Annotated in this window: 19 protein-coding genes; 8 read left to right on the top strand and 11 right to left on the bottom strand. The window is 69.1% G+C overall.

The window, feature by feature from the left end; genetic code table 11:
• Positions 1–657 precede the first annotated feature (657 nt).
• Positions 658–2403, bottom strand: coding sequence for a hypothetical protein (locus tag HUA78_RS10845; protein WP_174476229.1), 1746 nt, complete (start codon positions 2401–2403; stop codon positions 658–660).
• Between the two features lie 167 nt (positions 2404–2570).
• On the opposite strand from HUA78_RS10845, the gene HUA78_RS10850 reads away from it, so the two are divergent.
• On the top strand, positions 2571–3824 hold the full coding sequence (locus tag HUA78_RS10850) for an Hsp70 family protein (RefSeq protein WP_174476230.1): 1254 nt from the start codon (positions 2571–2573) through the stop codon (positions 3822–3824).
• A gap of 63 nt (positions 3825–3887) precedes the next feature.
• Here HUA78_RS10850 and HUA78_RS10855 read toward each other — a convergent pair whose 3' ends face one another.
• Both HUA78_RS10855 and HUA78_RS10860 read right to left on the bottom strand, forming a co-directional pair.
• Positions 3888–4838, bottom strand: a complete 951-nt coding sequence (locus HUA78_RS10855) for a hypothetical protein (protein WP_174476231.1) — start codon at positions 4836–4838, stop codon at positions 3888–3890.
• A 159-nt stretch (positions 4839–4997) separates the two neighbouring features.
• On the bottom strand, positions 4998–5426 hold the full coding sequence (locus HUA78_RS10860; RefSeq protein ID WP_174476232.1) for a hypothetical protein: 429 nt from the start codon (positions 5424–5426) through the stop codon (positions 4998–5000).
• Between the two features lie 269 nt (positions 5427–5695).
• On the opposite strand from HUA78_RS10860, the gene HUA78_RS10865 reads away from it, so the two are divergent.
• The 4 genes from HUA78_RS10865 (at position 5696) to HUA78_RS10880 (ending at position 9803) form a co-directional block, all read left to right on the top strand.
• On the top strand, positions 5696–6562 hold the full coding sequence (locus HUA78_RS10865; protein ID WP_174476233.1) for a hypothetical protein: 867 nt from the start codon (positions 5696–5698) through the stop codon (positions 6560–6562).
• Between the two features lie 144 nt (positions 6563–6706).
• The gene (locus HUA78_RS10870; protein WP_174476234.1) at positions 6707–8026 is read left to right on the top strand and encodes a hypothetical protein; all 1320 of its coding nucleotides are present in this window, start codon (positions 6707–6709) and stop codon (positions 8024–8026) included.
• Positions 8027–8374: 348 nt separating this feature from the next.
• Positions 8375–9034 (top strand): DUF6310 domain-containing protein, encoded by a 660-nt coding sequence (locus HUA78_RS10875; RefSeq protein ID WP_371745546.1) that lies wholly within the window; start codon positions 8375–8377, stop codon positions 9032–9034.
• Position 9035: 1 nt separating this feature from the next.
• Positions 9036–9803, top strand: coding sequence for a DUF5953 family protein (locus HUA78_RS10880; protein ID WP_174476236.1), 768 nt, complete (start codon positions 9036–9038; stop codon positions 9801–9803).
• 3 nt (positions 9804–9806) lie between these two features.
• On the opposite strand, the gene HUA78_RS10885 is transcribed toward HUA78_RS10880, so the two are convergent.
• The 6 genes from HUA78_RS10885 to HUA78_RS10910 form a co-directional block, all read right to left on the bottom strand.
• Positions 9807–10676, bottom strand: coding sequence for a hypothetical protein (locus HUA78_RS10885; RefSeq protein ID WP_141640981.1), 870 nt, complete (start codon positions 10674–10676; stop codon positions 9807–9809).
• 2 nt (positions 10677–10678) lie between these two features.
• On the bottom strand, positions 10679–13294 hold the full coding sequence (locus HUA78_RS10890) for a TonB-dependent receptor domain-containing protein (RefSeq protein WP_174476237.1): 2616 nt from the start codon (positions 13292–13294) through the stop codon (positions 10679–10681).
• Between the two features lie 38 nt (positions 13295–13332).
• Complete coding sequence (locus HUA78_RS10895) at positions 13333–14136, bottom strand: OmpA family protein (protein WP_174457313.1); 804 nt, start codon at positions 14134–14136, stop codon at positions 13333–13335.
• 140 nt (positions 14137–14276) lie between these two features.
• Positions 14277–14831, bottom strand: a complete 555-nt coding sequence (locus HUA78_RS10900; protein ID WP_141640984.1) for a chalcone isomerase family protein — start codon at positions 14829–14831, stop codon at positions 14277–14279.
• 311 nt (positions 14832–15142) lie between these two features.
• Complete coding sequence (locus HUA78_RS10905; RefSeq protein ID WP_174476238.1) at positions 15143–16153, bottom strand: 3-oxoacyl-ACP synthase III family protein; 1011 nt, start codon at positions 16151–16153, stop codon at positions 15143–15145.
• A 143-nt stretch (positions 16154–16296) separates the two neighbouring features.
• The gene (locus HUA78_RS10910) at positions 16297–17223 is read right to left on the bottom strand and encodes a hypothetical protein (protein ID WP_174476239.1); all 927 of its coding nucleotides are present in this window, start codon (positions 17221–17223) and stop codon (positions 16297–16299) included.
• A gap of 121 nt (positions 17224–17344) precedes the next feature.
• Here HUA78_RS10910 and HUA78_RS10915 point away from each other — a divergent pair, with 121 nt between their 5' ends.
• A complete protein-coding gene (locus HUA78_RS10915) occupies positions 17345–19561 on the top strand; it encodes a molybdopterin oxidoreductase family protein (RefSeq protein WP_174476240.1) in 2217 nt (738 codons plus the stop codon).
• Here HUA78_RS10915 and HUA78_RS10920 read toward each other — a convergent pair.
• Positions 19494–20546: a lysylphosphatidylglycerol synthase domain-containing protein gene (locus tag HUA78_RS10920; protein ID WP_371745547.1), complete on the bottom strand. Its 1053-nt coding sequence runs from the start codon at positions 20544–20546 to the stop codon at positions 19494–19496. The genes HUA78_RS10915 and HUA78_RS10920 overlap by 68 nt on opposite strands.
• A gap of 247 nt (positions 20547–20793) precedes the next feature.
• On the opposite strand from HUA78_RS10920, the gene HUA78_RS47490 reads away from it, so the two are divergent.
• A complete protein-coding gene (locus HUA78_RS47490; RefSeq protein ID WP_174457317.1) occupies positions 20794–21780 on the top strand; it encodes a zinc-dependent alcohol dehydrogenase family protein in 987 nt (328 codons plus the stop codon).
• Between the two features lie 32 nt (positions 21781–21812).
• Complete coding sequence (locus tag HUA78_RS10930; RefSeq protein ID WP_174476241.1) at positions 21813–22586, top strand: glucose 1-dehydrogenase; 774 nt, start codon at positions 21813–21815, stop codon at positions 22584–22586.
• 31 nt (positions 22587–22617) lie between these two features.
• On the opposite strand, the gene HUA78_RS10935 is transcribed toward HUA78_RS10930, so the two are convergent.
• Entirely contained in the window at positions 22618–25119 is a 2502-nt protein-coding gene (locus HUA78_RS10935) for a hypothetical protein (RefSeq protein WP_174476242.1), read from the bottom strand.
• Between the last annotated feature and the right edge of the window lie 37 nt (positions 25120–25156).

Below are 25156 nucleotides of genomic sequence, written 5' to 3' on the forward strand. Positions count from 1 at the left end.
GCTCTGGTGTGACTCGGCCGGCTCGCACCGTCCATCTCCGCAAGTGCCGCCGATGGGGCCGCCACAGTCGGCGGGGCAGCTCAGGTGCGTTTCGGACGATGCGCACAGTCCATCTCCACAAGTGCCGCCGATGGGACCGCCACAGTCGGAGGGGCAGCTCAGGTGCGTTTCGGACGGTGCGCACAGGCCATCTCCACAAGTGCCGCCGATGGGACCACCGCAATCGGCGGGGCAGCTCTGCTGCGTCTCGGACGACGCGCACAGTCCATCTCCACAAGTGCCGCCGATGGGACCACCGCAGTCTGCGGGGCAGCTCTGCTGCGTCTCGAGCGGTTCGCACACGCCGTTTCCGCAAGGGTCGCTGGGCCCGTCGCAGTCGAGCGGGCAGGTCTCGTGCGTCTCCCAGGGGTCACAGACGCCGTCCTCACCGCAAAGCCCCTGAGGTGACGGGCCCTCCTCGGTGAGCGCCGCTCTCGCCACGGAGTCCTCCGCGGCTCGCGACAACCGCGCTTCGTCAACACCACAAGCCACGAGCGCGCCGAGACACCATCCACCCAGGAGGACGACCAGTTGCTGCTTCATGTGTGACCCCTCTCGAAAGAGGGGCCGGGGATTATCATGGGCAGCGCCGGAAGGAGTGACACTGACGCTATGTGATTACTGCTGCTGCGTGGGTTGCGTCTCCTGGGTGGAGCCTGTTCCCGTGGTGCTCCCCTTGGACGTCGCGTTGATGCTCACCGCCTTGGCTTCCCCCGTCTCGTCCGTGGTGAACGAGGCGCGGACCTGGGCTCCCTCCTGGATGTCCTCGGCGACCGCGCTGAATCCATCCACTGTCACCTGCGTCTGCGGGTTCACCGTCAAGCGGAGCTGAGGCTCACCGCCCTGACTGAGCAGGACCTCGGTCTCGCTCGCGCGGACCACCTCGCCGGTGAACTGTTGCGGCGTGTTCTGCTGGCTCTGGGTTCCCGACGAGGTGCCGCTGCCCTGCTGTGAGCCGGAGGGAATCGGGAGCGCGACCACGGGCGGTTGCTGGGGCAGCTGCGTGCCCGACTGTGGTTGCGAGGTGGTGCCCGAGGTGCCCGTCGTGGAATCAGAGGTCCCGGAAGCAGGCTGTTGCTGCTCGGTCGTCGAAGGCGCGGTGGCGATGGGCTGCTGCTCCGTGCCGGACGAGGCCGAGTCGGTGGTCTGCTGTTCCGTTCCGCTCGTCGTCTGTCCCTGTTGCTGCCGGGCATCGAGTTGCTCGAGGGGAGACAGCGGCTGAGTGCCTTCGTCGACCTGTTGCCCCGAACCCCCGGAGGCCTGGTCCGAGCTCGAATCCGTGGAGGACCCGGTGGAAGGGGCCGTCTGCGAGCCCGTCTCGGAGGAGGAAGCCACCGGCGACTGCGTACCCTGACCGGTCTGCGACTCCGTCCCCGTGGGCGCGGAGGCCTGCGTGTCCTGGCCGGTCTGCGACTGTGTGCCCGACGACTGCGTGTCCTGACCGGTCTGCGACTCCGTCCCCGTGGGCGCGGAGGCCACGGGCGACTGCGGTGTGCCCTGGCCCGGCTGCGATTCGGTGCCCGTAGATGTCGAGCCGGTCTGCGCCGCCTGTTGCTCGGCCCGTTGCTCCGCGCGCAGTTCGGCTTCCTTCTCCGACCGAAGGTCGGCTTGTCGCTCGGCCTCGCTCTCCGAGTCAGTCGCGCTGGCCTGGGCCTGCGGCTGAGTCTCTCCAACCTGCTGTCCTGTCTGGGCGGCCTGTTGCTGCGCATCTCCGGCCTGCTGTCCTGCTTGGGCGGCCTGCTGCTGAGCATCCGTGGCCTGCTGGCCCACCTGGGCGGCCTGCTGCTGAGCATCCGTGGCTTGCTGTCCCGCCTGAGCGGTCTGCTGCTGAGCTGCATCCGTGGCCTGATGGCCCGCCTGGGCGGCCTGCTGCTGAGCCGCATCCGTGGCCTGCTGCTGCGCGGCTCCCGCCTGCTGCGTGGCATTCGCTGCTTGCTGCTGTGCGGCGCCCGCCTGTTGCGTGGCATCAGCGGCCTGCTGATTCGCCTGGGCGCCTTGCTGCTGAGCGGCGCCCTGCTGCGAGTTCGCCTCGGCGGCCTGCTGCTGTGCGGCTCCGGCCTGCTGCTGTGCGGCTCCGGCCTGCGCCGTGGCGTCCGTGGCCTGTTGCTGTGCGGCTCCGGCCTGCTGTGCGGTCTGGGCCTCGTCCGACTCAGCCGATTCACGTTGAGCGCGGGCCTTCGCCTCGTCCAGCGCCTCCTGCTTGCGCCGCACCTCATCCTGGGCGCTTTCCGCCTGCTGCTGTTGTTCACTCACGGTCGCCTGCGTGCCCTGCTGCGACCGCTCGTCCTGGCCGCGCTCGCGGCAGCCGGTGACGAGCAGCGCGGCGGCACCGGCGGCCACCCACCCTCTCGCGCGGAGCTTCATGGAGACCCCCTGTGTCGTGACTCCCGAAAAAGAAACATGGGAAGTCATCGAACCTCGCCAACCCACGCCCTCTCCGGGCGGCCGCCCACTCGCCCGTCCTCCACCGAGCAGCCCGGCTCACGACGCCCTACCCTTTCCCGGAGTTTGGCGATAAGGGGCGCACCCCCATGCAAGCCTGCGGACTCGACTTCGGAACCAGCAACACCGCCGCGGCCCTGCCTGATGGCACGGTGCTGTCGCTGCAACCCCATACCTCGGAGCCCCGCCTCTTCCGCTCCGTGATGTTCTTCCCGGACGACGAGCGCGAGATCTACACAGGCGCCGACGCCATCAACCGCTACATGGAGGACAACACCGGACGCTTCATCCAGTCCGTGAAGTCCTTCCTCCATTCGAACTCGTTCCGCGCCACCCAGGTGAAGGGCCGCACCTTCACCATCGAGGACCTGGTCGCCATCCTCCTGCGGCGCGTGCGCGAGGCGGCGGGCGCCCACATGGGCAGCCTTCCGGAGGCCGTCATCCTCGGCCGCCCCGCCGTCTTCACCCCGGACAAGGACGCGGACGCGCTCGCCCAGAAGCGCCTGCACCGCGCCGCCGAGCTGGCCGGCTTCCAGCACATCGAGTTCCTCATCGAGCCCATCGCCGCCGCGCTCGCCTATGAGGCCCAGCTCACCCGCGACGAGCTGGTCCTCGTCGCGGACTTCGGCGCCGGCACCACCGACCTCACCCTGATGCGCCTGGGCCCCTCGCGCCGAGGCGTCAAGGACCGCCGCCCGGACGTCGTGGGCTCCACCGGTGTGCGCATCGGTGGAGACCGCTTCGACGCCGAAATCATGCGCCACAAGCTCTTGCCCCGCTTTGGCGCGGGCTCCACCTACCGGGTGCGAGGCCTGAGCGACAAGCGCCTGCCCATGCCCCAGCACGTCATGGCCAAGCTGTTGTCCTGGCACGAGATGTCCTTCATCCGGGAGAAGTCCACCCAGGACCTGCTGGACACCATGCTGGAGACCAGTGACAAGAAGCCCGAAATCGAGGCGCTCCACGACCTGGTGATGGACAACCTGGGCTACCGCCTGTTCCGCGCGATTGAAGCCGCCAAGGTGCGCCTGTCGCGCGACGAGGTGGCCACCGTGGACTTCGAGGAGGCCCGCATCAACCTCCACGAGCCCATCACCCGCGCGGAGTTCGAGGCGTTCAGCAAGCCGCTGCTCGACGAGCTGGAGCAGTGCACGGTAGGGCTGCTGTCGCGCCACCCCGAGGCGGCGAACATCGACGCTGTGTTCCTCACGGGTGGCTCCTCGCAGATTCCCGCCGTGCGCCAGCTCTACGTGAATCGCTTCGGCGAGGAGCGCGTGCGCACCGCTGACGCCTTCACCTCCGTGGCCGAGGGTCTGGGACGCGCCTCCGCGACCTTCGGCTGAGCCGCGGTCCCACCGCGGACACTCATGGAATCATCATGAATCGCGGCCCACGGCGCTCGCGCCTCATGAGCCCTGAGCCAGGCCCTGCACGTAGATGAGCACCTCGCCTTGATGGTTGCCTGCCTTCAGGAGGCCCCCCCAATAGGCAATCGCCGCGTCGACGTCCTCGTAGCCGACGACCCGGATACGGGCCGCATGGGGAGCGTGGCAACCGGGCCTGGTGAGGTCGGCGCGGGCCTGCGGGTCTGGACCGCCAATCAGCACCGCCCAGGTGCGGCGCTTGTCGTAGTCCTCGGGCTCTCCGGCGATGAAGGGCGCGAAGACCCGTGAGCCCTGACCGGTGACCACGATGAGGCGTCGGTCCGGATTCTCCTCGGGCTTGCAGAGGTCCACCGAGTAGCCGTCGTAAGCGCCCATGCGCGTCCGGATGTCCTCGGGCACGCCGACGTGCTGCACGACGTTGATGTGAAGGACCCCCGCGTAATCGCCCTCCTTCAGCCAGCGCCCCAGGTACGCGATGAGCGGGTCCACGGACTCGAAGCTCGACGTCTTGATGAAGGTCCCGCTCAAGACACACGGCTCGACGAAGGGCGGGCCACAGCGCTCGTAGAGCCAGCCCTGGGCCTTCATGTACTCGTAGTCGAGTCCCTCGATGCGACCCGACAGGAACTCCCTCACCCGAGGGTCCGACGAGCGCGTCACCATGGGAGAGTCGATGCGCAGCGCCGGACCGGAGTCACCGTCAGACGAGGGGTCACCAGACTCGGCTCGCGGCCACACGACAATGGGCCTGCGACCCTGTCCATGGAGTTCGACGCCGCCCCATAACCCCACCCCCAGCGCCTTGGCGTCCTTCTCGAAGCGCCACGCCACGGAGTAGCCGTCGTATCGGCCCGGCTTCGTGCGGACGTCCGCGACCTGCCCCAGCGCCGGCGAGGGGCGCGTCACACGTGGGGCACAGGCATTCGACGAGAAGATGGCGACGAGGCCCACGGCGAGCAGGAGGCATCTCATGACGGGGGAGTCTCCCTCCCGCGCCCGCGCCAACACCCGTCATGAAATCATCATGATGCGGGGGCGCCACTGCCTGACACCTGCAACCCGGTGGAGTTCACCCCCGGCGACACACCGCCCGGAGCTCCAGCGTTCCGGGCGGCACGAGTCACGTCGCGACTACTCGACCCAGTGGACCGTGCCCAGGCCGGCGGCGACCAGGTCACACACGTAGAAGATGTCGTCATAGGGGTAGTCGTCGTAGACGCCGCGCGCGGGGATGCAGCGCGCCGAGTTCGCGGCCGGAGCGTTGAGGTCCGCCGCGAGGATGCGGCAAGGCGCGTGGTCCGTCGGGCCGCCACACTCCTCGGTGCAGCTGTCCGCGCGAATCCAGTACGGGTTGTAGAGGGGGTAGGAGTCCGCCTCCACCCAGCACAGACCGGAGGCGCACTCCGAGTCAGCCGAGCAGCCCGTGCCCGTTGCGTTCAGGCTCTGCGTCTGCTCCGCGGTCTCCGGCGTGGGCTCGGGGGTCGGCTCGGCGGGCGCGGCGTTACAGCCCAGGAACGTGAGCGAAAAGAGGGAGGCAGTCACTGCGAGGAAGTTCCGCATGGGGGAGTCCTTTCCAGGTGAAGGGAGGGGCGGAACCAACCATTCCTGGTGAACGGAACCAAGTGGACTTCTCGCGAATTCTTATTTTCGTGGACAGAATTAGGTTTCAATTGACTCGGGTTACATCGGTCGTTCCAGCGAACACCGCTCTTGCTGGGAAGCATCATCTGGGGCGGCAGTGACGGAAGATTTCAGCATTGGCGAAAGTGCGAAATCTCTGCATGGCCTGCCTCCGCCGCGTGTCTTCAGCGTGCAGAGGAGGATGCACCATGATGCGCGGGCGATGCCGTCTGGCGATGAGCCGGGTGATGACGAGTGCGTGTGTGAGTCTGCTGGCGGGTTGCCTGTCGAGTTCCCAGGACTCGATGCCGGAACTCCACGACAGCCATCAGCGGGGAGTCGGGACGTCTGACCAGGCATCTCAAGTCGAGGAGGCCATCTCCATTGGCGGCCGCGACCTCACCCTCAACGCCTTGGGCAACCTGGTCCTGGAGTCCCTCGCGCGGTACTGGGGCTCGTCCTCCAAGGTCGGCGCCGAGGGCGGGCTCGTCATCCCAGAGTGGCCCGCTCTGGGCTCGCTCACGGTCGAGGCTCCGCTCGACCTCGCCTTGAACGACAATCTCATCCACATCTGCATGAATCGGATCGGCCCCCCGAACTGCGACTATCTGATGAATACCGTCCAGCCCTCTATCAGGCTGCCACTCAAGGGCTCCATCAGCGTCAGCAGCAGCCATGTCTTCGACGAAGCGGTCATCACCCAAATCAGGGATGACCTGAACATGGGCGTGCCCCGCCCTGACGCGGGGTTCCTCAAGCTGGTTCTGACCCAGGTGGGCAACGGCTGTGACGTCACCGACGGAAACACCTTGGTGGCGGGGATGGCCCAATTCTGGAACAACGTCAGTCTGTCGCCGGACAAGAAGACCTTTTCCTGGAACCTCACCCGCGCGAACGCAGCGGTCTTCGAGGACAGCTGCAGCCAGACGCAGGCTCCGGTGAAGCTGACCCTGCGCGTCGCGCTGCCGCTCGTCTCCGCTGGCACGCAGTATCGTTCCTCCATCACCTTGAGCAACGACCCGCTGGTCATGCGTCCGGAATTCGCCTTGAAGCGGATCATCCTCACCAATATCTGAACGCCCCGCTCACATGCCGATGGTCAGCGACAAGGCCCGCGCATCGACCTGGATGACATGCGGCACATCAACCACAGCGCTCTGGATGGGAGGCTGCGCGAGTCTTCCCGAGACATGAGGGGAAAAGGCCGCACAGGATGAGGGATGCGAAGAATCTCCCGAGTCCTGCTCCCCGCCGCGTTGGTCTGGGCCGCCACGCTGTCTCCCGGCTGCGCTGAGAGCGAGCCCTCCGAAACACCTCCACGAGAGGATGGCGGCTCCAGTGCGGACGCGGGCGCCGGAGGTGACGGAGGTCCGGGTCCCGTGCCCGACGCGGGCGGAGTCGAGCCCGGCCCTGTCGACGCCATCATCGCCGCCATGCCGGAGGGCTCGTGGAAGGAGCTGCCCGGGACGAACATGGCGGACGTCTGCCCCACGCCGTACTCCAGCTATCCGTGCGAAGCGGTGATGATTGCGTGGAGCGGCGGGGCCTACGACACGTTGCGGGACAGGTTGATTGTCTGGGGCGGCGGGCATGACGACTCGCCGTACAACAACGTCTTCACGTTCGACCTGGCGACGATGAAGTGGAAGCGGTGGACGGAGCTGCCCGCGGGGATGACGGGCAACAGCGTCACGCCGGTGATGCGAGACAAGCGAGTGGAGACGTGTGGCTTCTACCCGTCCGTCACGTCGCTCGCCATTCCCGACGCGAGCCTGACGGCCAGCGGCTATGTGCGTCCGGAGTTGTGTGACGAGCCGAGCATCGTCGCCCAGCTCGACACGCAGCAGCCGCGCAGCGCGCACACGTACGGCAACATCGCCTTCAGCGAGGCGACGGGTCGGTTCTATGTGCTCGGCTCCGTGGGCACGTATCCCAGTGGGCAGGCGGGTTCGAGATTGGTGATGGGCTTCGACTTCGCGACGGGACGCTGGGTGCGCGGCGCGAACAATCCGGTCATCGACTACGGGGCCAGCGCGACCGATGCGCGTGGGCACGTCTGGTATATCGGGCCGAGGAAGCTGCATGAGTACGACCCGGTCGCCAACACCTGGACCGCGCATGCGGCGAACGGCGCTGGTTACTACTACGCAGGCGCGGATGTGGACACGCGGCGCAACGTCCTGGCGTTGGTGCGCGAGGGCGCCACGGTGTCGACGTATGCGCTGAGCGACGCGGCGAAGACGCAAGCCACCGTCACCACCACGGGGTTGAGCACGCCGGTGGGCGGAGCGCCGGGGCTCGCGTACTCACCGGTGCTGGACCGGTTCGTCGCGTACCCCGGTGGGAAGAGGCTGGCGATGCTCGACCTGCCGAACGCGCGCTGGGTGGAAGTCACGGGCACGGGGGATGACCCGGGCGCGCCCGCGTCGAACGGCACGTACGGGAGGTTCCGCTACAGCCCCGCGCGCAACGTGTTCGTCGTCGTGAATGGGACACGGCGCAACGTGTTCCTCTGGAAGCCACCCGCGACGGCGCCGTAGCGGGCCGCGTCCACGTCGCGGAGGGCATTGGCCTGCGCAAGCGCGGGCCGGCCTCGCCTCACTGCTCACTGTCTCGATTGAAAGAACCTGGCCATGGGCTTCCGCGCTTGCATCGTACTTTTGCTCATTCTCTCGGCCTGTGCTTCGTCGGGGCCCAGCCCAAGAGAGTCGGCGGCCCGGGGCCCAAGGCTCGCCAACCTCCGACGAGCGGCGACGCTCCCCTGGAGGGATGAGGGGCGGTGTGTCGTCGACGAGGCCTCTCATCCCTGGCCCGTGGTCGTTGAGCGCTGCTTTCATGCGCTCGACACCCGAAGGATTCTATTCAAGGACCCCGAGCGGCGCTGTTCCGTGGCATCGGCAGGTGCGGTGGCGGTGCCCGCGATGGTCGGCATCTGCCTCTTGTCACAGCCGTACATCGTGGTGGGCGCGGTGGTCGTTATCGGCATCGTGGTGCTGGCGGTCGCCATCCAAGAGGAGCTGGAGGCGTATGAGCTGAGGGGGCACCACTCCGATGAAGCGAAGCCCGTCGCCCAGGCAGAGCCTGCTCCATGGGAACCTTGGGCGAAACGAGAGCCCAAGCCAGAACCCTCGGGGCAGGACTCGCTTCCTCCCTTGCCACCCGAACCCTCGGGACAGGAGCGACGCCCTGATTGCACTCCCCGGCCCGTACCGCACCTGGGTGGCGATGCCCTTCACAACAAGTGCGCCGACAGAGTTCCGCGGAATGACTTCCGGGGCTCGGATGCGCTCGTCAACGGCAAGCACTTCGACGCACTCCAACTGCAGGAGCGCGTGCTGTGGGAGGTCAAGACCGACAACTTCGACACCTACTCTGTCTACCTTCAGAGGACGGTGCCAGACCGACAAGTGCGAGAACTGCGGCGCGAGCGCGACCTCGCGCGGGCCTGCGGATTCGACTTCCGGGTGGGCGTACGCAGCCCCGAGCACCAGGCCGCGCTGGAGCGTTTGGATGGCACTCTCGAAATCGTCGTGATGGACTGGTGCTGACATGCCGCCCACGCGGAGAAATGACCTGAACATCGCTGTCTACGCACCTGCGCTCGTGGGCGACGATGGCCGTCCCCTGGCCATTGTCCGTGCCATGGAACGCGCGTCCCCGGGTCTGCGCTTGGAATGGACGATTTCCGACGAGGGGAACCTCGTGCCGTTGCCGGAGCGTGACGCGTGGCTCGCCCAAAGGAGGCGTGACGAGCCGGGCTTTCCGCTCATCTGCAACGGAGGCGATGAGGACAACCTCGTGACGCTCTCGGGGATGGAAGTCTCCGCGAGTTCCGGGCCGGGAGGTCAGCCACTGTTCGACGTCCATGCGGACCTGCCGCTGAACGCAGCCAGCATCACGGGGGCAGCCGATACGCTGGAGGCAATAGCGGAGGCCGCACTCGCGCATTGGGGGCACGCGACGCCTTTCAAGGCGACCGTGGAGATTTCGAGGCAGACGGTCCACCCCTCACGCAAGCCGGGTGTTCCGCCCAGAGGGCTGCCGGCGCTCAAGTTCCCGGAGCACCTCCGCTCACCCGAGATTCCGCACCGCCTGGGGTGGATGAACTACTGGTCGGCCGCTGCGGCACAGGCCATCGAGTTTCCGGACCCGGCACGCGACACGGACCTGCTCGCACGAGCGAGGCGCACCGCGACGGGTGGATGGGTTGTCTGGCTCACGGAGGAGCCACTCAATCTCGACAACCCATCCCACCTCGAAGCGCTCCTGAAAGCCTACGAACGCTTCCCTCAAATCGGCGGGCGCGCTGCGCGTTGACGACTACGGCCCCACATCCACGTCGCGGCTGAGCCAGCCCACTCCGCCGCGTCCGTCGCGCGCCACCACGTAGACGGTGATGCGCTGGGGCGTGGCGGGCGTCTCGTACTTCGACGTCGGGTCGCCGGGCCTGTTGTCCACCGGCTCTTGCGAGCGGAACTCCTTCACCTCGCCGTCACCCGTGGCGAACCAGCTGTAGAAGACCTGCTCCGTGCGCGGGCCGTCCTCCGCCGTGTACAGCTCCAGGCTGCCCTCCGTGAGCACCGGGCGGAAGACCACCTCCGCGTCCAACGGCAACGGCCCCGTCAGCGTGGCGTCATTCCAGAGGATGTCCGCCACCGCCGGATTCTGATTCGGCGCCGTCGTCGAGCGCACCAACACCTGCCTCACGCCCCGCTCCGTGCCCTCCGGCGTCCCCGAACCATCCGATGCCTCGTAGCCCACGAAGAGTGGAATGCCCTTCTCCAGCGCCTCGCGCGTGCGCGGGTCATCCGGGTTCGGCGTCCCTCCTCCATTGGGATTCGCCGCGACCAGCGCCTCCTGGAGCACCACCTGCACGTTGGGGTCCTGGAGCGACAACATGCCGTCCGGCAGCGCCACACCGTTCACCCCGGGGCAACGGCCGTCGTACGGGTTGCCGTTGAAGCGACACAGCGCATACGAGACGGTGACGGGACGCGCGTCCGGCGTCACCGCCAGCGCGCTGAACGTCATCGGCCCGGGCAACGCCCCGGTGTCCGGGTCCAACACCAGCTCGGGCGGCTCCGCGCGGATGCCCAGCACCCGCACCCGGCGGATTTCACTCTGCAACTCGAAGTCGGGGCCGCAGGCAAGCAGCAGCGCGGCCAGTGTGACGAAGACTCGCGTGCGCATGCTCAGAAACTCCCCTTGGCGCCGATGACCGGGAGGATGGGCAGTCCCTCGAAGTAGGCGCTCTCGGTGTAGTTGTAGTTGTAGGCGATGCCTTCCACCGCCGCGTTGTTGTAGGCGTTCGTCAAATCCAGATAGAGGTCCAACGTCCACTTGTCGAAGACGAAAATCTTGTCCACGCGCACGTCCAACTGATTGAACGACGGCAGCCGTCGCGAGTTCACCCCCGCGAACAGCGGCAGGAACACGTCGGTGCCGTCATCCCTCACCGAGCCCACCACCGGCGTCGTCGGATTGCCCGACGCGAAGCGGAAGCGCGCCCCCACCTCCCAGCCCCTGGGCAGCTTGTACGAGGCAATGGCCGTCAGCACATGCGTCTGGTCGTTGTCGAACAGGCGCCAGTTCGCCCCGGGCGCGTCCCGACGCTCGCTCCTGCTGAGCGTGTACGCAATCCAGCCGAACAGGCGCTCCGTCAGCGAGCGGCGGATGAGAATCTCCAGGCCATACACCCGGCCGATGCCCCCGTTCTTCAACCGCTCCGGCACCAGCTCCCCGTCCCGCTCCACCAGCGCGTCCGAGCGGCTGATGAGGTTGTCCAGGTCGTTGTAGAAGACCTCGCCGCTGACGAACCACTCCTGCCGCGGCTGCCACTCCGCGCCCACGCCGTACTGGAGCGAGCGCTTCGCCGACAGGTCCGGATTGCCGAACGCCAGGCTGGGCTCATCCTGCACCGGAGGCCCGTGGTACACGCCCGCGCCACCCTTCAGCGTCAGCGTGTCCGTCAGCGAATAGCGCACCGCGAGGCGCGGGTTCAGCGTGCGCTTCACTTCCTTCTGGTCCGTGAAGATATACCCCTCGTACCGAACGCCCGGCACCACCAGCAGCCCCTTGAACGGACGCCAACGCCCTTCAATCCACAGCGAAGGGAAGTACTGGAGGAAGTCGCCGTCGGTGGTGAGGAGGTCCTCGGTGATGAGCGGGCTGGGCGGCTCGCCCTCGCGCGGCGGACGCTGGATGCGCGCCTTGACGTTCGCGAAGTTGCTCGTCACGTCCACGCCACCCGCCAGGGTGAAGGGCTCGACCAGGGCATACTCCGCGGTGGCGCGCAGGTTCAGGTCCGTGGAGGCGATGCGCAGGTTGCGGTCGCCAATCTCGAACTCCACCAGCGTGTTGCCCACCAGCGCGTGCGTGTCCAACGTGAGCCGGTCCGCGCGGTACTGGTGACGCAGCCGCAGCTGGTTGAAGCCCGTGGTGACCTCCAGGTTGCCGTTGACGGTGGGGTCGTTGTCCGACGGCCGGTCGAACACCAGCCCCAACCTGTCGCGCGAGGTGATGCCCTGCAGCGTGAAGGTGTGGCGCGACAGCGGCTTCCACACCAGCTTGAGCTGCGCGTCGTAGTAGCGAGGCGCCACCTGGAGGCTCGGGCCGTCCCCCTCCGGAATCACCCCCAGCACGATGTCGATGTACGAACGCCGACCGCCAATCGCGAACCCCAGCGTGTCCGTAATCGGCCCTTCAATCACCGCGTTGGATTCAATGAGGCTCACGCCCACGGTGCCGTGGATGCGGTCCATCTTCGGCTCGCGGCTGTTCACGTTGATGACGCCGCCGGTGATGTCGCCGTAGTACGAGGAGAAGTTGCCGGGCAGGTAGTCCAGCGACTCCAGCAGCTCGGAGTTGTAGACGGAGGTCAGGCCGCCAAAGTGGAACAGCAGGGGGATGCGCTGGCCGTCCAGGAAGACGCCGGACTCCTGTGGGCTGGTGCCTCGAATCACGAGCGCGCCGCCGTTGAACGCGGGCCGCGCGACGCCGGGCAGGTTCTGCACCACCTTCAGCGTGTCGCCCTGCGTGCCGGGCACGCGCTGCACCTCCGCCACCTGGAGCGTGGTGCTCGTCACTTCCTTGCGCTCACGGTCGCTTCTCACCACCGTCTCGAAGGGGCTGAAGATGCGCTTCTGCACGTAGTACGTGGCGCGCGTCTCCAGGCCCTCGGACATCGTCTCCTTCGTCTTGAAGCGGTCATACCCGCCCTGCACCACCAGCACCTCGTGGGTGCCCAGGGGCACGCCCCGGAAGGAGAAGCGCCCCTCCGCGTCCGCGACGGTGGACAGGTCCAGCTCCGGCAACACGATTTCCGCGCCGTTGAGCGGCTTGCGCGTGCCGCGCTCCAGCGCCTGACCGCTGAAGTTCACCGGCGCCTCGGGCTGCGAGACACCTCCGTCCTCCGTGGGCTCGGGCGCCACGGGCCGGAAGACGAACTGGTACGCGTACTGGATGCGCACCGGCGACGGGACGTTGTCCACCTCGGCCGGGGAGAACTGGAACTGCTTCACCGCCTCCACCGCGGCCTCGTCGAAGCCGTGCCCCGCGGGCTGCGTCACTTCGACATTCGTGACGGCGCCCGTCTCCGAGATGTCGATGAACATCACCACCGTCCCCTCCAACTGCTGGGCGGCGGCTTCGGGGGGGTACGGCGCTTCCACCTGGCGCAGGAGCGCGGGCGGCTTCGTCAGCACACCGGTGGGGACGCCCGCATCGGGGTCGGCGACGCCGCCATCCGGGGCCTGGGCCAGCGCCCCGGTGGCAACGAGGAAGCAGAAGACGGTGAAGAGCGTTTTCATGAGGGAGGGGCGCACCTACGCGCGCCCTCCCGAAGCTCTCACAACTTGGGCGCGAGGACGATTTCGATGCGCCGGTTCAGGCTGCGGTTCTCCGGCGAATCATTGGCGGCGATCGGCTGGTACTGGCCGTACCCCGCCGCCGACAACGTCGTCGGGTCGACACCCGCGTCCTGGAGCGCCCGGACCACCGCCATGGCCCGCGCCAGGCTCAGCTCCCAGTTGGTGGGGAACTGACCGCCGCCCGTGGGCACGTCGTCTGTGTGGCCCTCCACGCGGACAATCTTCCCCTGCACCGTCTTGAGCGCGTCGGCGATCTTGTTCAGCGCCGCCACGCCCTCCTTGCCCACCCGCGCGGAGCCGGAGGCGAAGAGAATCTTGTCCTTGAGCTGCACCGTCATGCGGCCCTTGAGCTCGGACAGCTCGATTTTGCCTTCCGAAATCTCCGACTTGAGGCTCTGCGCCAGGTTCTCGTACTCGGAGCTCTTCTTCTCCAGCTCCTCCTTCGCCTGCGCCAGCTTCTTGGAGTTGCGCGCCAGCTCGTCATTGAGCGCGGCCAGCTGCGCGTTCTGCTCCTGCAACGCGCGGCGCTCGGCGGCGCCCGCCGTGAGGCGAGACTCGGAGGTGGTCAGCCGCGTCTCCAGCGCTGTCTTCTCCTGCTCCAGCGCGGAGATCTTCTCCTCCAGCTCCTTCACCTTGGCCTCGGCGGCCTCGCGAGCACCCTTCTCGTCGGTGAGTCCCTTGGTGAGCTGCTCCGCCTCCAGGGCCTTCGCGTCGAACTTGCCCTGCGAAACGCATCCCGTGGAGAGCGCGACGAATGCCGCCAGAATCAGCCGTGTCCGCATATGTATGGGTTCTCCCGACAACGATGGTTGGAGCACCACCTTACTGCTCGGGAGCGCCAAGGTCAGGAAGAACCCACACGGGCATTTCGCCAGCCCGGCGCCCTGGCGGGTGGGCCAGGGGGGCCACGGCGGCGCGGCCCTCAGCGCGGGAAGATGGGGTGCACGTCCAGCCAGACGGAGAAGAGCGCGTCGGCGAACGTCTTGCCGGGGATGAAGACGCCGCCGCTGGCCGCGCCGCCGATCTCCAGTCCGCCCCCGGGCGTGTAGGTGATGATGAGGTCCCCGCCCTTCTCCACGTCACGCATGGAGTCGAGCATGACGCCCAGCTGCTGGGACAAGGGCCCCTCGCGCAGCTCCGCGCTGCGGTTCAGGCCGTTGCGGAGGCTGTCCACGAGCTGCGAGCGGGTGATGTCGCGCAGGAAGCGGAAGTGCAGCCGCTTCACGGAGTTGGAGGCGATGGCCTCCGACGCGCTGCGTGGGCGGTCCTCCAGATAGAGGCTCCACACGTAGACCTTGAAGATGAAGCGCTTGTGCAGCTCCATGTGGGCGAGCTCCACCGTGCGCCCCTGGAGCGTCATCGAGTCCGGCATGCGGACCCCGCCCACCTGCTTCTGCCCTGCCTGCGCCACGCCCGTCGCCAGAACCAACCCCAGCACGAGCCACTGCGCGCTCTTCCGCCACGCCTGCTCTCTCATGCGTCCGACCCCCGCCCCGTCCGAGTACGGTGCCGGGATAGGTGCACACGCCCCCGCCCCACCGCCAGCAGATCCGTCCGTGCCCCTGTGGTCTGGTGGACGGAGAAGACCGCCGGTGAGTCCCAGCCCACGCCCGGTGTCAAACCCACGGAGGGACCGCCGGGGCACCAGGTCGGGAGCAGGAGGGGGATGTCGGGGTGATTCAGGGCCATGACGCTCGTTGGAGAACATACCAGTGCTCTCCGACGTGCGGGGCAGCAGGCTTCATGACAGGTCGGGTTCCGGGCATCCGGGCCGGCCAGGCGGGGGGGTCAGGGGGTGCCGGCGCTGGTGCGCTCGAGCAGGGCGCCGGCCCAGGTGAGGCCGCTGCCGACGACGCTGAGCACCACCGCGTCGCCCAGGGAGGCGTCGTCCCAGTGCTCGCTCAGCACGCCTGGAGCCCCGGCCGCGCCGGTGTTGCCCCGGAGGTGGACGTTGAAGCGGTGGCGGGACTCGGGCACCTCGCAGCGGCGCTGGACGGCCTCCAGCATGCGCAGGTTGGCCTGGTGGCCAATGAAGGTGACGTCCTCGTTGCCCTTGCCGGGGTGCTGGGCCAGGTAGTGGGCGCGCAAATCCAGGAACGTCTCGCCCGCGCGGCGGATGGCGAACTTCTGCACCTCCGCGCCGTGCTGGGTGAAGTGGCCGATGCGCGGCACCCGCACCTTGTCCGCGCCCGATGGGTCTCCCGCCAGCCGCGTCTCGGTGATTCGCCACCGCCCAGGCACGCGGGGAGAGAGCACCGCCGCCGCCGAGCCGTCCCCCCACAGCACCGCGCTGGAGCGGTCCGTGTAGTCGACGACGCGCGTGGAGTTGTCCATGTTCACCACGAGCACGTAGTCCGGCAGGCGCTCCGGCCGCATGCCCGTGAGGAAGTGCAGCTGCGTGCAGAACGAGGAGCAGGCGCTCTGGAGGTCCACCGCCGGAGCGTCGATGCCCAGCACCTGCGCCACGCGGTTGGACTCGGCGGGGATGCACTCGTCCGGACTGCAGCCGCCCGCGACGACGAGGCCGATGTCGGACGGCTTCAGCCCCGCGCGCTCGAGCGCCATCCGCGCCGCCCGCGCCCCGGTCTCCGCGTTGCTGAAGAGGGCCGCCTCTTGAGCGGCCCGCACGTCCCGGTTGCGCGTCTCCCGCAGGTACTCCAGCGGCAGCACCGTGTGACGGGAGCGGATGCCCACCCGCTCCAGAATCCACGCGTCCGAGGTCTCGAGCCCCAGCTCCTCGAGGAAGGCGTTGGTCAGGAGGTTGGGCGGATGGAAGTGGCCGAGCGCGTGCAGGAACATGTGAACCCTCTAACCACGTACCCTGCCCATTCTCTGTCAGCGCCCTGTCACGCCTTCGCCACTCCGCGGAGCAACCAGCCATTCATGCGGCGCGCCGGACCATTCCCGTCACACCTTCGCCACGCCGCTGACGCGCCGTGTCGTCACTTCTTCGGCGGGGGTGGCAAGACCTTGGTGGTGAGCACAAGGCGCGAGTCGCCCTTGCCCGTGACGCGCATGCCCAGTTCGAACAGCTCCGGAGTCGGGGTGAGCTTCAGGGGCCCGGCCATGGAGAAGCTGGTGAGCACGATGCCGGCGGCCAGGATGTTCATCGTTCCCTGGTAGGTGACGGACATCGCCACGGGGCTCTCCTCGTCCGCGGGGACCTCCAGCGTGGTGGACACCGTGAAGACGCCCACGGGCCCGCGCGCCTCGTGGCGAATCTCCGAGAGCTGGATGCGGGTGTCCTTGAACACCACCCCGTCGTCGCCGCCGCCTTTCTGGAGGCTGTCCTGGAACGCCTTGGCGACGCGCTCCACGCTGTCGCCAATCTTGAGCGGCGCTTCGGGGAAGGCGGCGACGATGGGGTCCTCCTCGCCCAGCCCTTCCAGGTCCGAGACCACCATCTCCCGCACCTGCTTCGTCACGGCCATGCCATCGAGGTCCGTCACCGCGATGCGCCCCTTCTTGAACTCCCCCAGGTAGCTCTTGCCGCTGACGGCGGCCACCTCGCGCGTCTCCTTGCCGTTGCCGTCCTTCGTCACGTCCTGCACTTCGCCGTAGGCAATCTTCCGCTGGGTGACGATGCGCCCCTTCGCCGCGAGCGTGGTGAGGACCTGGTTCTGGACCATCGCGCTCTTCAGCGAGATGGACTCCGGCTCCATCTCCGGCGCGGTGACGGAGAACTCCTGCGTCATCTCCATGCGAAGCCGCTGCTCCTCGGACTCCCCCACCACGGCGTCCTTCTTGGTGAAGCGAATCGTCCGGCCCTGTTCGTCCCCGTCGCCCTTCACCTCGTCGCCCTGGGCTCCCAGCGAAACGGACGACAGCGACATCACCGCGACAACGACCCACGACCACATTCGGCGCATTTGTTCCCCTCTCGCCGCAATCCTTTCATGTGCTTGCCGCCACCGTCAGCCCTGAATCCGCAGAGCGAAACGCGGCGCTGACAGGCATTGGCGCTGTCATGGGCGATGTAGAGTGCCGCGCATGAGCGCGACGGCTACGTCCCGGGTCCACTTCCGTACGTGCAACCTGTGCGAGGCCATGTGCGGCCTGCGCATCGAGCTGGAGGGCGAGAAAATCACCGCCATCCGAGGAGACGACGAGGACCCGTTCAGTCGGGGCCACGTGTGTCCCAAGGCGCTGGCGCTGAAGGACTTGCACGAGGACCCGGACCGGCTGCGCCATCCGATGCGTCGCACGGCGACGGGCTGGGAGCGCGTGTCGTGGGATGACGCGCTCGACGAGGCGGCCAAACGCATCCACGCCGTGCAGAAGGAGCACGGACGCGACGCGGTGGCCTCGTACCTGGGCAACCCCAACGTGCACAACCTGGGCAACATGGTGTTCGGCCCGGAGCTGGTGCGCGCGCTGCGCTCACGCAACCGCTTCTCCGCCACGTCGGTGGACCAGCTCCCCCACCAGCTCGTGTCGTACTTCATGTTCGGCCACCAGCTCCTCACGCCCATCCCGGACCTGGACCGCACACAGTACCTGCTCGTCATGGGCGCCAACCCGCTCGCGTCCAACGGCAGCCTGATGACGGCGCCCGACATCCGCGCCCGGCTGCGCGCGATTCAGCAGCGCGGCGGCAAGCTCATCGTCGTGGACCCGCGCCGCACGGAGTCGGCCGCCATCGCCGACAGCCACATCTTCATCCGCCCCGGCACGGACGCGCTCGCGCTGCTGGCGCTGCTGCACGTCGTGCTCGTGGAGAACACGCCGCGCGCAAGCCACCTGGCCGCGCACCTGGAGGGCCTGGAGGCCGTGCGAGAGCTTGCGCGCGACTTCCCGCCCGAGCGCGTGGCGCCCCACACCGGCGTGCCCGCCGACACGCTGCGCGGAATCGCCCGCGACTTCCTCTCCACCGAGCAGGCCGTCTGCTACGGGCGCATGGGCCTGTCCACCCAGCCGTTCGGCTCACTGTGCCAGTGGCTCATCAACGTCCTCAACACGGTGACGGGCAACCTGGACCGACAGGGCGGCGCCATGTTCACCCAGCCCGCGTTCGACGTCGTCGGCGGGCCCAAGGCGATGGCGCTCGGACGCGGCAGCTACGGCCGCTGGAAGAGCCGCGTGCGCGGGCTGCCGGAGGTCGGCGGAGAGCTGCCCGCCGCCGTGCTCGCCGAGGAGATGCTCACCCCGGGCGAGGGCCGCATCCGCGCGCTCGTCACCATGGCCGGCAACCCCGTGCTCTCCACGCCCAACGGTCCGCAGTTGGAGCGCGCGCTGGAGGGCCTGGACTTCATGGTGAGCCTGGACCCGTACCTCAACGAGACGACGCGCCACGCAAACCTCATCCTCCCGCCCGTCTCCCCGCTGGAGCGCGGCCACTACGACGTGGCCTTCCACGTGCTGTCGGTGCGCAACACCGCCAAGTACTCGCCGCCGCTCTTCCAGCCCGGGCCGGAGGGACGTCAGGACTGGCAGGTCGTCCTGGCGCTCCAGCACCGCCTGGAGAACCTGCGCCGGGGCCGGCCCTCGCTGCGGCAGACCCTGAAGTACCAGGCCCTCACGCGGATGGGGCCGGAGCGGGTGCTGGATATCGGCCTGCGCATGGGGCCCTACGGTGCCCGCTTCCATCCACTGCGCGACGGCCTGTCATTGGCGAAGCTGCGCGCGTCCCCGCACGGCGTGGACCTGGGCCCGCTCCAACCGTGTCTGCTGGGCCGGCTCCAGACGAAGGACCGGCGCATCCAACTGGCGCCCGCGCCGCTGATGGCGGACGTGCGCCGCCTGCGGGAGACCTTCCCGGAGGGCGCCGCCTGTGAGCCGCGCGACGGGGAGCTGCTGCTCATCGGCCGGCGACACCTGCGCGACAACAACTCCTGGATGCACAACGTGGCGGGGCTGGTGAAGGGCAAGCCGCGCTGCACGTTGATGGTGCACCCGGAGGATGCCTCGCGGCTGGGCCTCGTCGACGGAGTGGCCGCCGTCGTCACCTCGCGCGTGGGCGAAGTGACGGTGCCGGTGGCGGTGACGGACGACGTCATGCGAGGCGTGGTGAGCCTGCCGCACGGCTACGGCCACCGCCGTCAGGGCACGGGCCAGCGCATCGCCGCCGAGCACGCGGGCATCAGTCAGAACGACCTGACGGATGACCGCGCCGTGGACCTGCTCAGCGGCAACGCCGCCTTCAACGGTACACCGGTGAAGGTGAAGCCGGCCGAGGCGCCGGGCGCACCCGCCACACCAGCGGCGTGAGCGCGCCGGCCGCGACGAAGACGAGCTGCACCAGATGGCTCAGCAGCGCCACTGACATGGCGCGCGCGGTGGTGGTGTCCAACACGCCCGCCGCCAGCGCGAAGGCGCCGTCGCTGACGCCCAGTTGCCCGGGCACCAGAGAGCCCACCGCCAGCGCGCAGAGGTAGAGACCTTGCGAGAAGAGGGCCTGCACCAGCGACGTGTCGATGCCCACCGCGTGCGTCAGCACCGCGTACTGCGCCACCTGCAGCGTGCGGCTGCCCAGGAAGGCCAGCACGGGGCCCCAGGGCAGCAGGGTGCCGTGACAGGCCGTCACGCGGAACTGCTCCGTGTGGTGGGCCCAGCGCTGGGAGCGGCGCGCGAGCCACGCACAGGGCTTGCGTGCGCGCATGCACGCGCGCAGGCCGGTGGAGGCCACCACCAGCACCACGCCATGGCCCAGCATGGCCAGGGTGAAGGCGGACCAGCCCGTCAGCAGGAAGGACGCCACGGCGCAGGGAAAGGAGATGAGCCCTCCCGCCGCCAGCGAGGCCGCCTGCGACGTGGCCGCCGCCGCGGTGGCCGTGGCGCCTCCCATGTGGGGCGACAGCAGCGCCGCCTTGGTCGCCTCCGCCGCCGCGCGGCCCGCGGGCGCCATGCTGGACACCGCCGTGCCGATGAGCTGCGCGCGCGCCAGTACCTTCAGCGGGACGTGCTCCGCCCTGGCTCCATAGGAGGCGCGCGTCGCGAGCGCGTCCATGCCCTGACGTCCCAGCTCCAGCAGCGCCACCCACGGCAGCCAGGGCGCGGCGGCCAGCAGCACCCCGCCCAGCTCCTGGGGCCCTGCCTTTCGCACCAGCAGCGCCAGCATCCCCAGTCCGGCCACCGCGAAGACGGGCCGCAGCAGCCCCGTCACCTTTCGTCGCCAGGACCCCGACACCGAAGGCACCGCCATCGCGGCATCCATCGGTCGGCCGAGGGTCATTTCCCCGCGCGCGTTGCTCACCGTCGCCTCCTCACCATCCCTGCGCCCCGAGTCACCGTGGAAGGTGGACAGCCCCCCACGGGATGGCGAGGGCCGTCCGCCGCACGGCGGCCACCTCCCTCTTCCCGAGTCAGCCGGTGGACATCCGAGCCTGGTCCCCCCACCCCGGAGCACCGGTTGCCCGAGCGACGCGGAGTGCGTGCTCGGCTCCGGCGCCGAAGGTCGCTAGGGTGAGGGCCCGATTTCCCGCGCGCACACGGAGCAACACATGAAAGCGGTCCGGTTTTCGAAGTTCGGGCACCCGTTGAAAGTGGTGGAGGTGGTGGAGGAGCCCGACGCGGAGCTGAAGTCGGGTGAGGTCCGCATCGAAGTGTTGGCCGCGCCCATCAATCCCTCGGACGTGCTCACCCTCTCCGGACAGTACGGCTCGCTGCCCAAGCTGCCGGCGGTGCCGGGCAACGAGGGCGTGGGCCGCGTGGTGGAGGTGAAGGACTCCTCGGCGGTGAAGGTGGGAGACGTCGTCTTCCTGCCGCTGGGCTCGGGGACATGGCGCACCCACCTGGTCGCCCCCGCCGAGGGACTGACGCCGGTGCCCAAGGGCACGGACGTGAAGCAGGCGTCCATGCTGTTCGTCAACCCGCCCACCGCGGACATCATGCTGCGCGAGTTCGTCACCCTCCAGTCCGGAGACTGGGTGCTCCAGAACGCGGCCAACTCCGCGGTGGGCCGCTACCTCATCACCCTGGCGAAGCAGGCTGGCTACAAGACGCTCAACGTCGTGCGCCGCGAGGAGCTGGCGCCGGAGTTGCTCGCGCTGGGCGCGGATGTCGTGCTCACGGACACGGACGATTTGCCGGAGCGGGTGCGCGCGGCGACGGGCGGCGCGAAGGTGCGGCTGGCCATCGACGGCGTGGGCGGCGACTCCACGCGGCGGCTCGGCGACTCGCTCGCCACCGGTGGCACGGTGGTCAACTACGGCGTCATGAGCGGCAAGGGCCCCAAGCTGTCGGCGGCGGCCACCATCTTCAAGGACGTCACCCTGCGCGGCTTCTGGCTGGTGCTGTGGTTGAAGCGCGCCGAGCGCGAGCACCAGCGCGAGACCTACGCCCGGCTGTCGAAGCTCCTGGCGGACGGCACGCTGAAGACGGCGGTGGAAGGCACCTTCTCGCTGGACGCCATCCAGGAAGCCCTGGCGCGCGCCATGGAAGGTGGACGGGGCGGCAAGGTGCTGCTCACGCCCAACGGTCCGGTTTGATTCCAACTCGCAGCCCTGAAAGGCACACGACGATGAAACGCGTGGAAGGCAAGGTGGCACTCATCACCGGCGCGGCGGGGGGCCTTGGCAGCGCGTCCGCGCGGATGCTGGCGCGCGAGGGCGCGAAGGTCGTGGTGACGGACCGCGCGAGCCAGGAGGCGCTCGGGCGCGAAGTGGCCGCGTCCCTGGGCGAGGGCATGGGTCTGTTCCTCCCGCTGGACGTCACCCGCGAGGAGGACTGGATTCGCGCCATCGACACGACGCTGGAGCAGTTCGGCCGGCTGGACGTGCTCGTCAACAACGCGGGCCTGGGCATCCCCAAGGACGTGGAGAACCTCTCCCTGGAGGAGTGGCGGCTGGTGCACGCGGTCAACCTGGACGGCACGTTCCTGGGCTGCAAACACGGCATCCGCGCCATGCGCCAGTGTGGCGCCAGGGGCTCCATCATCAACATCTCCTCGCTGGCGGGCCTCATCGGCGTGCCCACCCTGCCCGCCTATGGCAGCGCCAAGGGCGCCGTGCGCATGTTCACCAAGTCGGTGGCGCTGCACTGCGCGCAGCAGGGCTACGGCATCCGCTGCAACTCCATCCACCCCACCTTCGTCGAGACGACCATGGTGAAGGCGCTGATGGAAGCCAGCGGAATGCCCGACAAGGCGCGCGAGGGCATGCGGCGCAGCATCCCCCTGGGGCACCTGGGCGAGCCGGACGACATCGCCCACGCCGTCGTGTACCTCGCGTCCGATGAGTCGAAGCTGATGACGGGCTCGGAGTTCGTCCTCGACGGCGGCTCCTCCGCGCAGTAGCGGAGGCTTCAAGCGGGGTGACTGGCGGCGCTCAGTTCCAGGGCGCCGTCAGCAGCTGCGCGAAGCGCACGCTCAGCTCCGGGCGCCGCATCATCGCTTGTATCCAGGCCTGCGCCTCCGTGCTCCAGTCGCCAATCGACAGGCCGCGCGCCTCGAAGACCTCCAGCGAGTTGCCACACACGCTCATCGCCTTGAGCACCCGCGCGTACTCCAGCAGCGTGCCCAGTGTCGCCCCGGGGAGGATGACCTCCGTGTCCAGGTCCTGTGCATCCACCCGGGGGCTGGACTGGAACCACCGCTCCGGGGACATGGGCGTTCCCATCTGGGCCACCGCGCTCATCAGCCGCGCGCGGTGATCCTCCTGCTCCTGCCGGATGCGGTCGGCCTCGAGCTGGGCCAGCTCCATCTGCCGCTGCTGGTCCCTGCGTCGGGACTCCTCCACGCGCCGCCTCAGCTCGTCCTGGCGCCGACGCTCCTCCTCGTCCCGCCGACGCTCCAGGTACTCGCCCATCATCTTCACGTCGACGTGGATGTCCTCCAGCAGGTCCCGGTGGTAGCTGGACTCGGCCTCCGCGACGGGCGCCTCGCGCACGCGCCGCTCGAAGTCCGGGAGCCACGCCATGAAGCGCTCCACGTCGGGGATGAGGAAGTCGTGCCCCTGGCGCAGCGCATTGTTGAGCGGCGCGGACGCGGAGGACACCGCGTGCGAGGTGGAGCGCGGCCACGCATCCACCCGCGCCTCCGCGGCCGCCCAGACGAAGGGGAGCCGCTCGGCCAGCGTCTGGGCGGGGACGTCACCCAACAGCCACCCCACCAGCCCCGGGAGCTGGAGCTGCGAGTCCGCGCGCCACCACGCCTCGAAGGTGGCGATGGCGTCCGGCTCCGCCGCGAGCTGGCGCTCCCACAGCTCCTGTCGCCAGGGCGTGAAGGCGGCCAGCAGCTCCGCGCGCTCGCTGGGGTGGCGCTGGAAGCGCAGCCACACGGCGTCGATGAGCTCCTCACGGCCGGAGATGCCGCTCCAGGAGCGCACCGCCTTCACCAGCGGGGCCAGCACCGCCGCGCGCGCGGGCCGCTCCCACGCCGCCATCAGCAGCCGCGCCGAGCGGCCTCGCCCCAGCTCCGGCGCCAGGCGGTCCAGCCGCCCCGGCAGCGACACCAGCAGGTCCAGCAGCTCTTTCGCGCACGCGGCGTCCCGCGCCCACGAGTGCACCAGCGTCAGCTCCTCCACATCGCCCAGCGCGAGGAGGCTCGTGAAGGCGCCCGCCCTCACCAGCTCCGCGCGCTCGGAGGAGGGCGCGACGCGGAGGGCTCGAACGGCGGCGTCATGGAACGCGCGCGCGGCCGGCGTGGCCCGGGCCTCGCGCTCCTCGGTGGCCCACTCCAGCCACCGCATCACGTTGCGCGCGGGCCACGTGCCCAGGGTGTCGCGAGCCCACGCTCCCCAGCGGGCCTGGACCTCTGGTGACAGGCGCTCGAAGGGCATGTTGCGCGCCCAGGACTGCACCGCGTCCGCGAGCGCATCCGGCTCCCGCGCGCTGACGGCGAGCACCGCGTCCAACACCTCCAGCGTGGGCCGTGAGGGCAGTCGTCGCAGCACATCCCGGACGAACGCCGCGTCCCCTGTCTCGCGGAGGCGCTCAAGCAGCGCCGACGAGCCGAGCGACGCCAGCGCCCCCCGCGCCTCCGTCACCACCTCCGCGTCCTCCGAGTCCAGAGCGGCGAGCAGCCCCGGCTCGTCCCGGAGCACGAGCGCGCACTCGAAGCGGAGGTCCTCGTCCGGAGAGCGCAGCCCTTCGCGCAGCGCGAAGAGCAGGTCCACTTCGGGCGGCTTGCCGGTGGCGCGCACCCAGGCCACCGCGGCGCGCGCGGTGTGCTCCGGGAAGCCCGCGAAGATGTCGCGCGCGTGGCGCTCGATGAGCTCGCGCTGCTGCCGCTGCAACCGCGTGCGGCTCCACACCCGCCAGCGTGTCAGGGCGAGCGCGGCCTCCATCGCCGCGCGTCCCTCCTGGTACAGACAGGACAGGACGGTGGAGAACATGTCCCGCGTGTCCTGTCTCAGCTGGACCTTGGCGAGCGCCGCGAGCTGGCGGACCTCGGGAGCCTGGCTGCGCTGGAACATCGCCGCCAGAAAGTCCTCGTCATCCTCATCGGAGGAGGATTCAGGGATGGGCGGCTGGGTCCACGGGAGCTGTTCGGCCCAGCGGTCCTCGGCGTCCTCCGCGAAGTCCGGCAGCGTCAGGAAGGGCTGGCACTCGCGCACGTCCGCGACGACGCGCAGCACGTCCGCCCACCGCGCGGCGTACTGGGACTCCAACTGCCAGGACAGGGAGGGCTCCAGCGCCTCCAGTCGCCCCACCACCGAGAAGCGGTCCACGCCCGCGTGCAGCAGCATGCGCGCGGCGCCGTAGTGCTCGGGCGACACCGGGCCGCACGCGCAGCTGGGACACCGGATGCCGGGCGTGTTGAAGCGGGTGCAGCCCGGACACCGCACCCGCGTGCCACGGAGGGCACCGTTCTCCCACGGAAGGGCCATGCCCCCTGTCTACAACGTCCCGGTGCCGCCGTGCCCG

The organism is Myxococcus sp. CA033, assembly GCF_013336625.1.
GTDB lineage: Bacteria > Myxococcota > Myxococcia > Myxococcales > Myxococcaceae > Myxococcus > Myxococcus llanfairpwllgwyngyllgogerychwyrndrobwllllantysiliogogogochensis.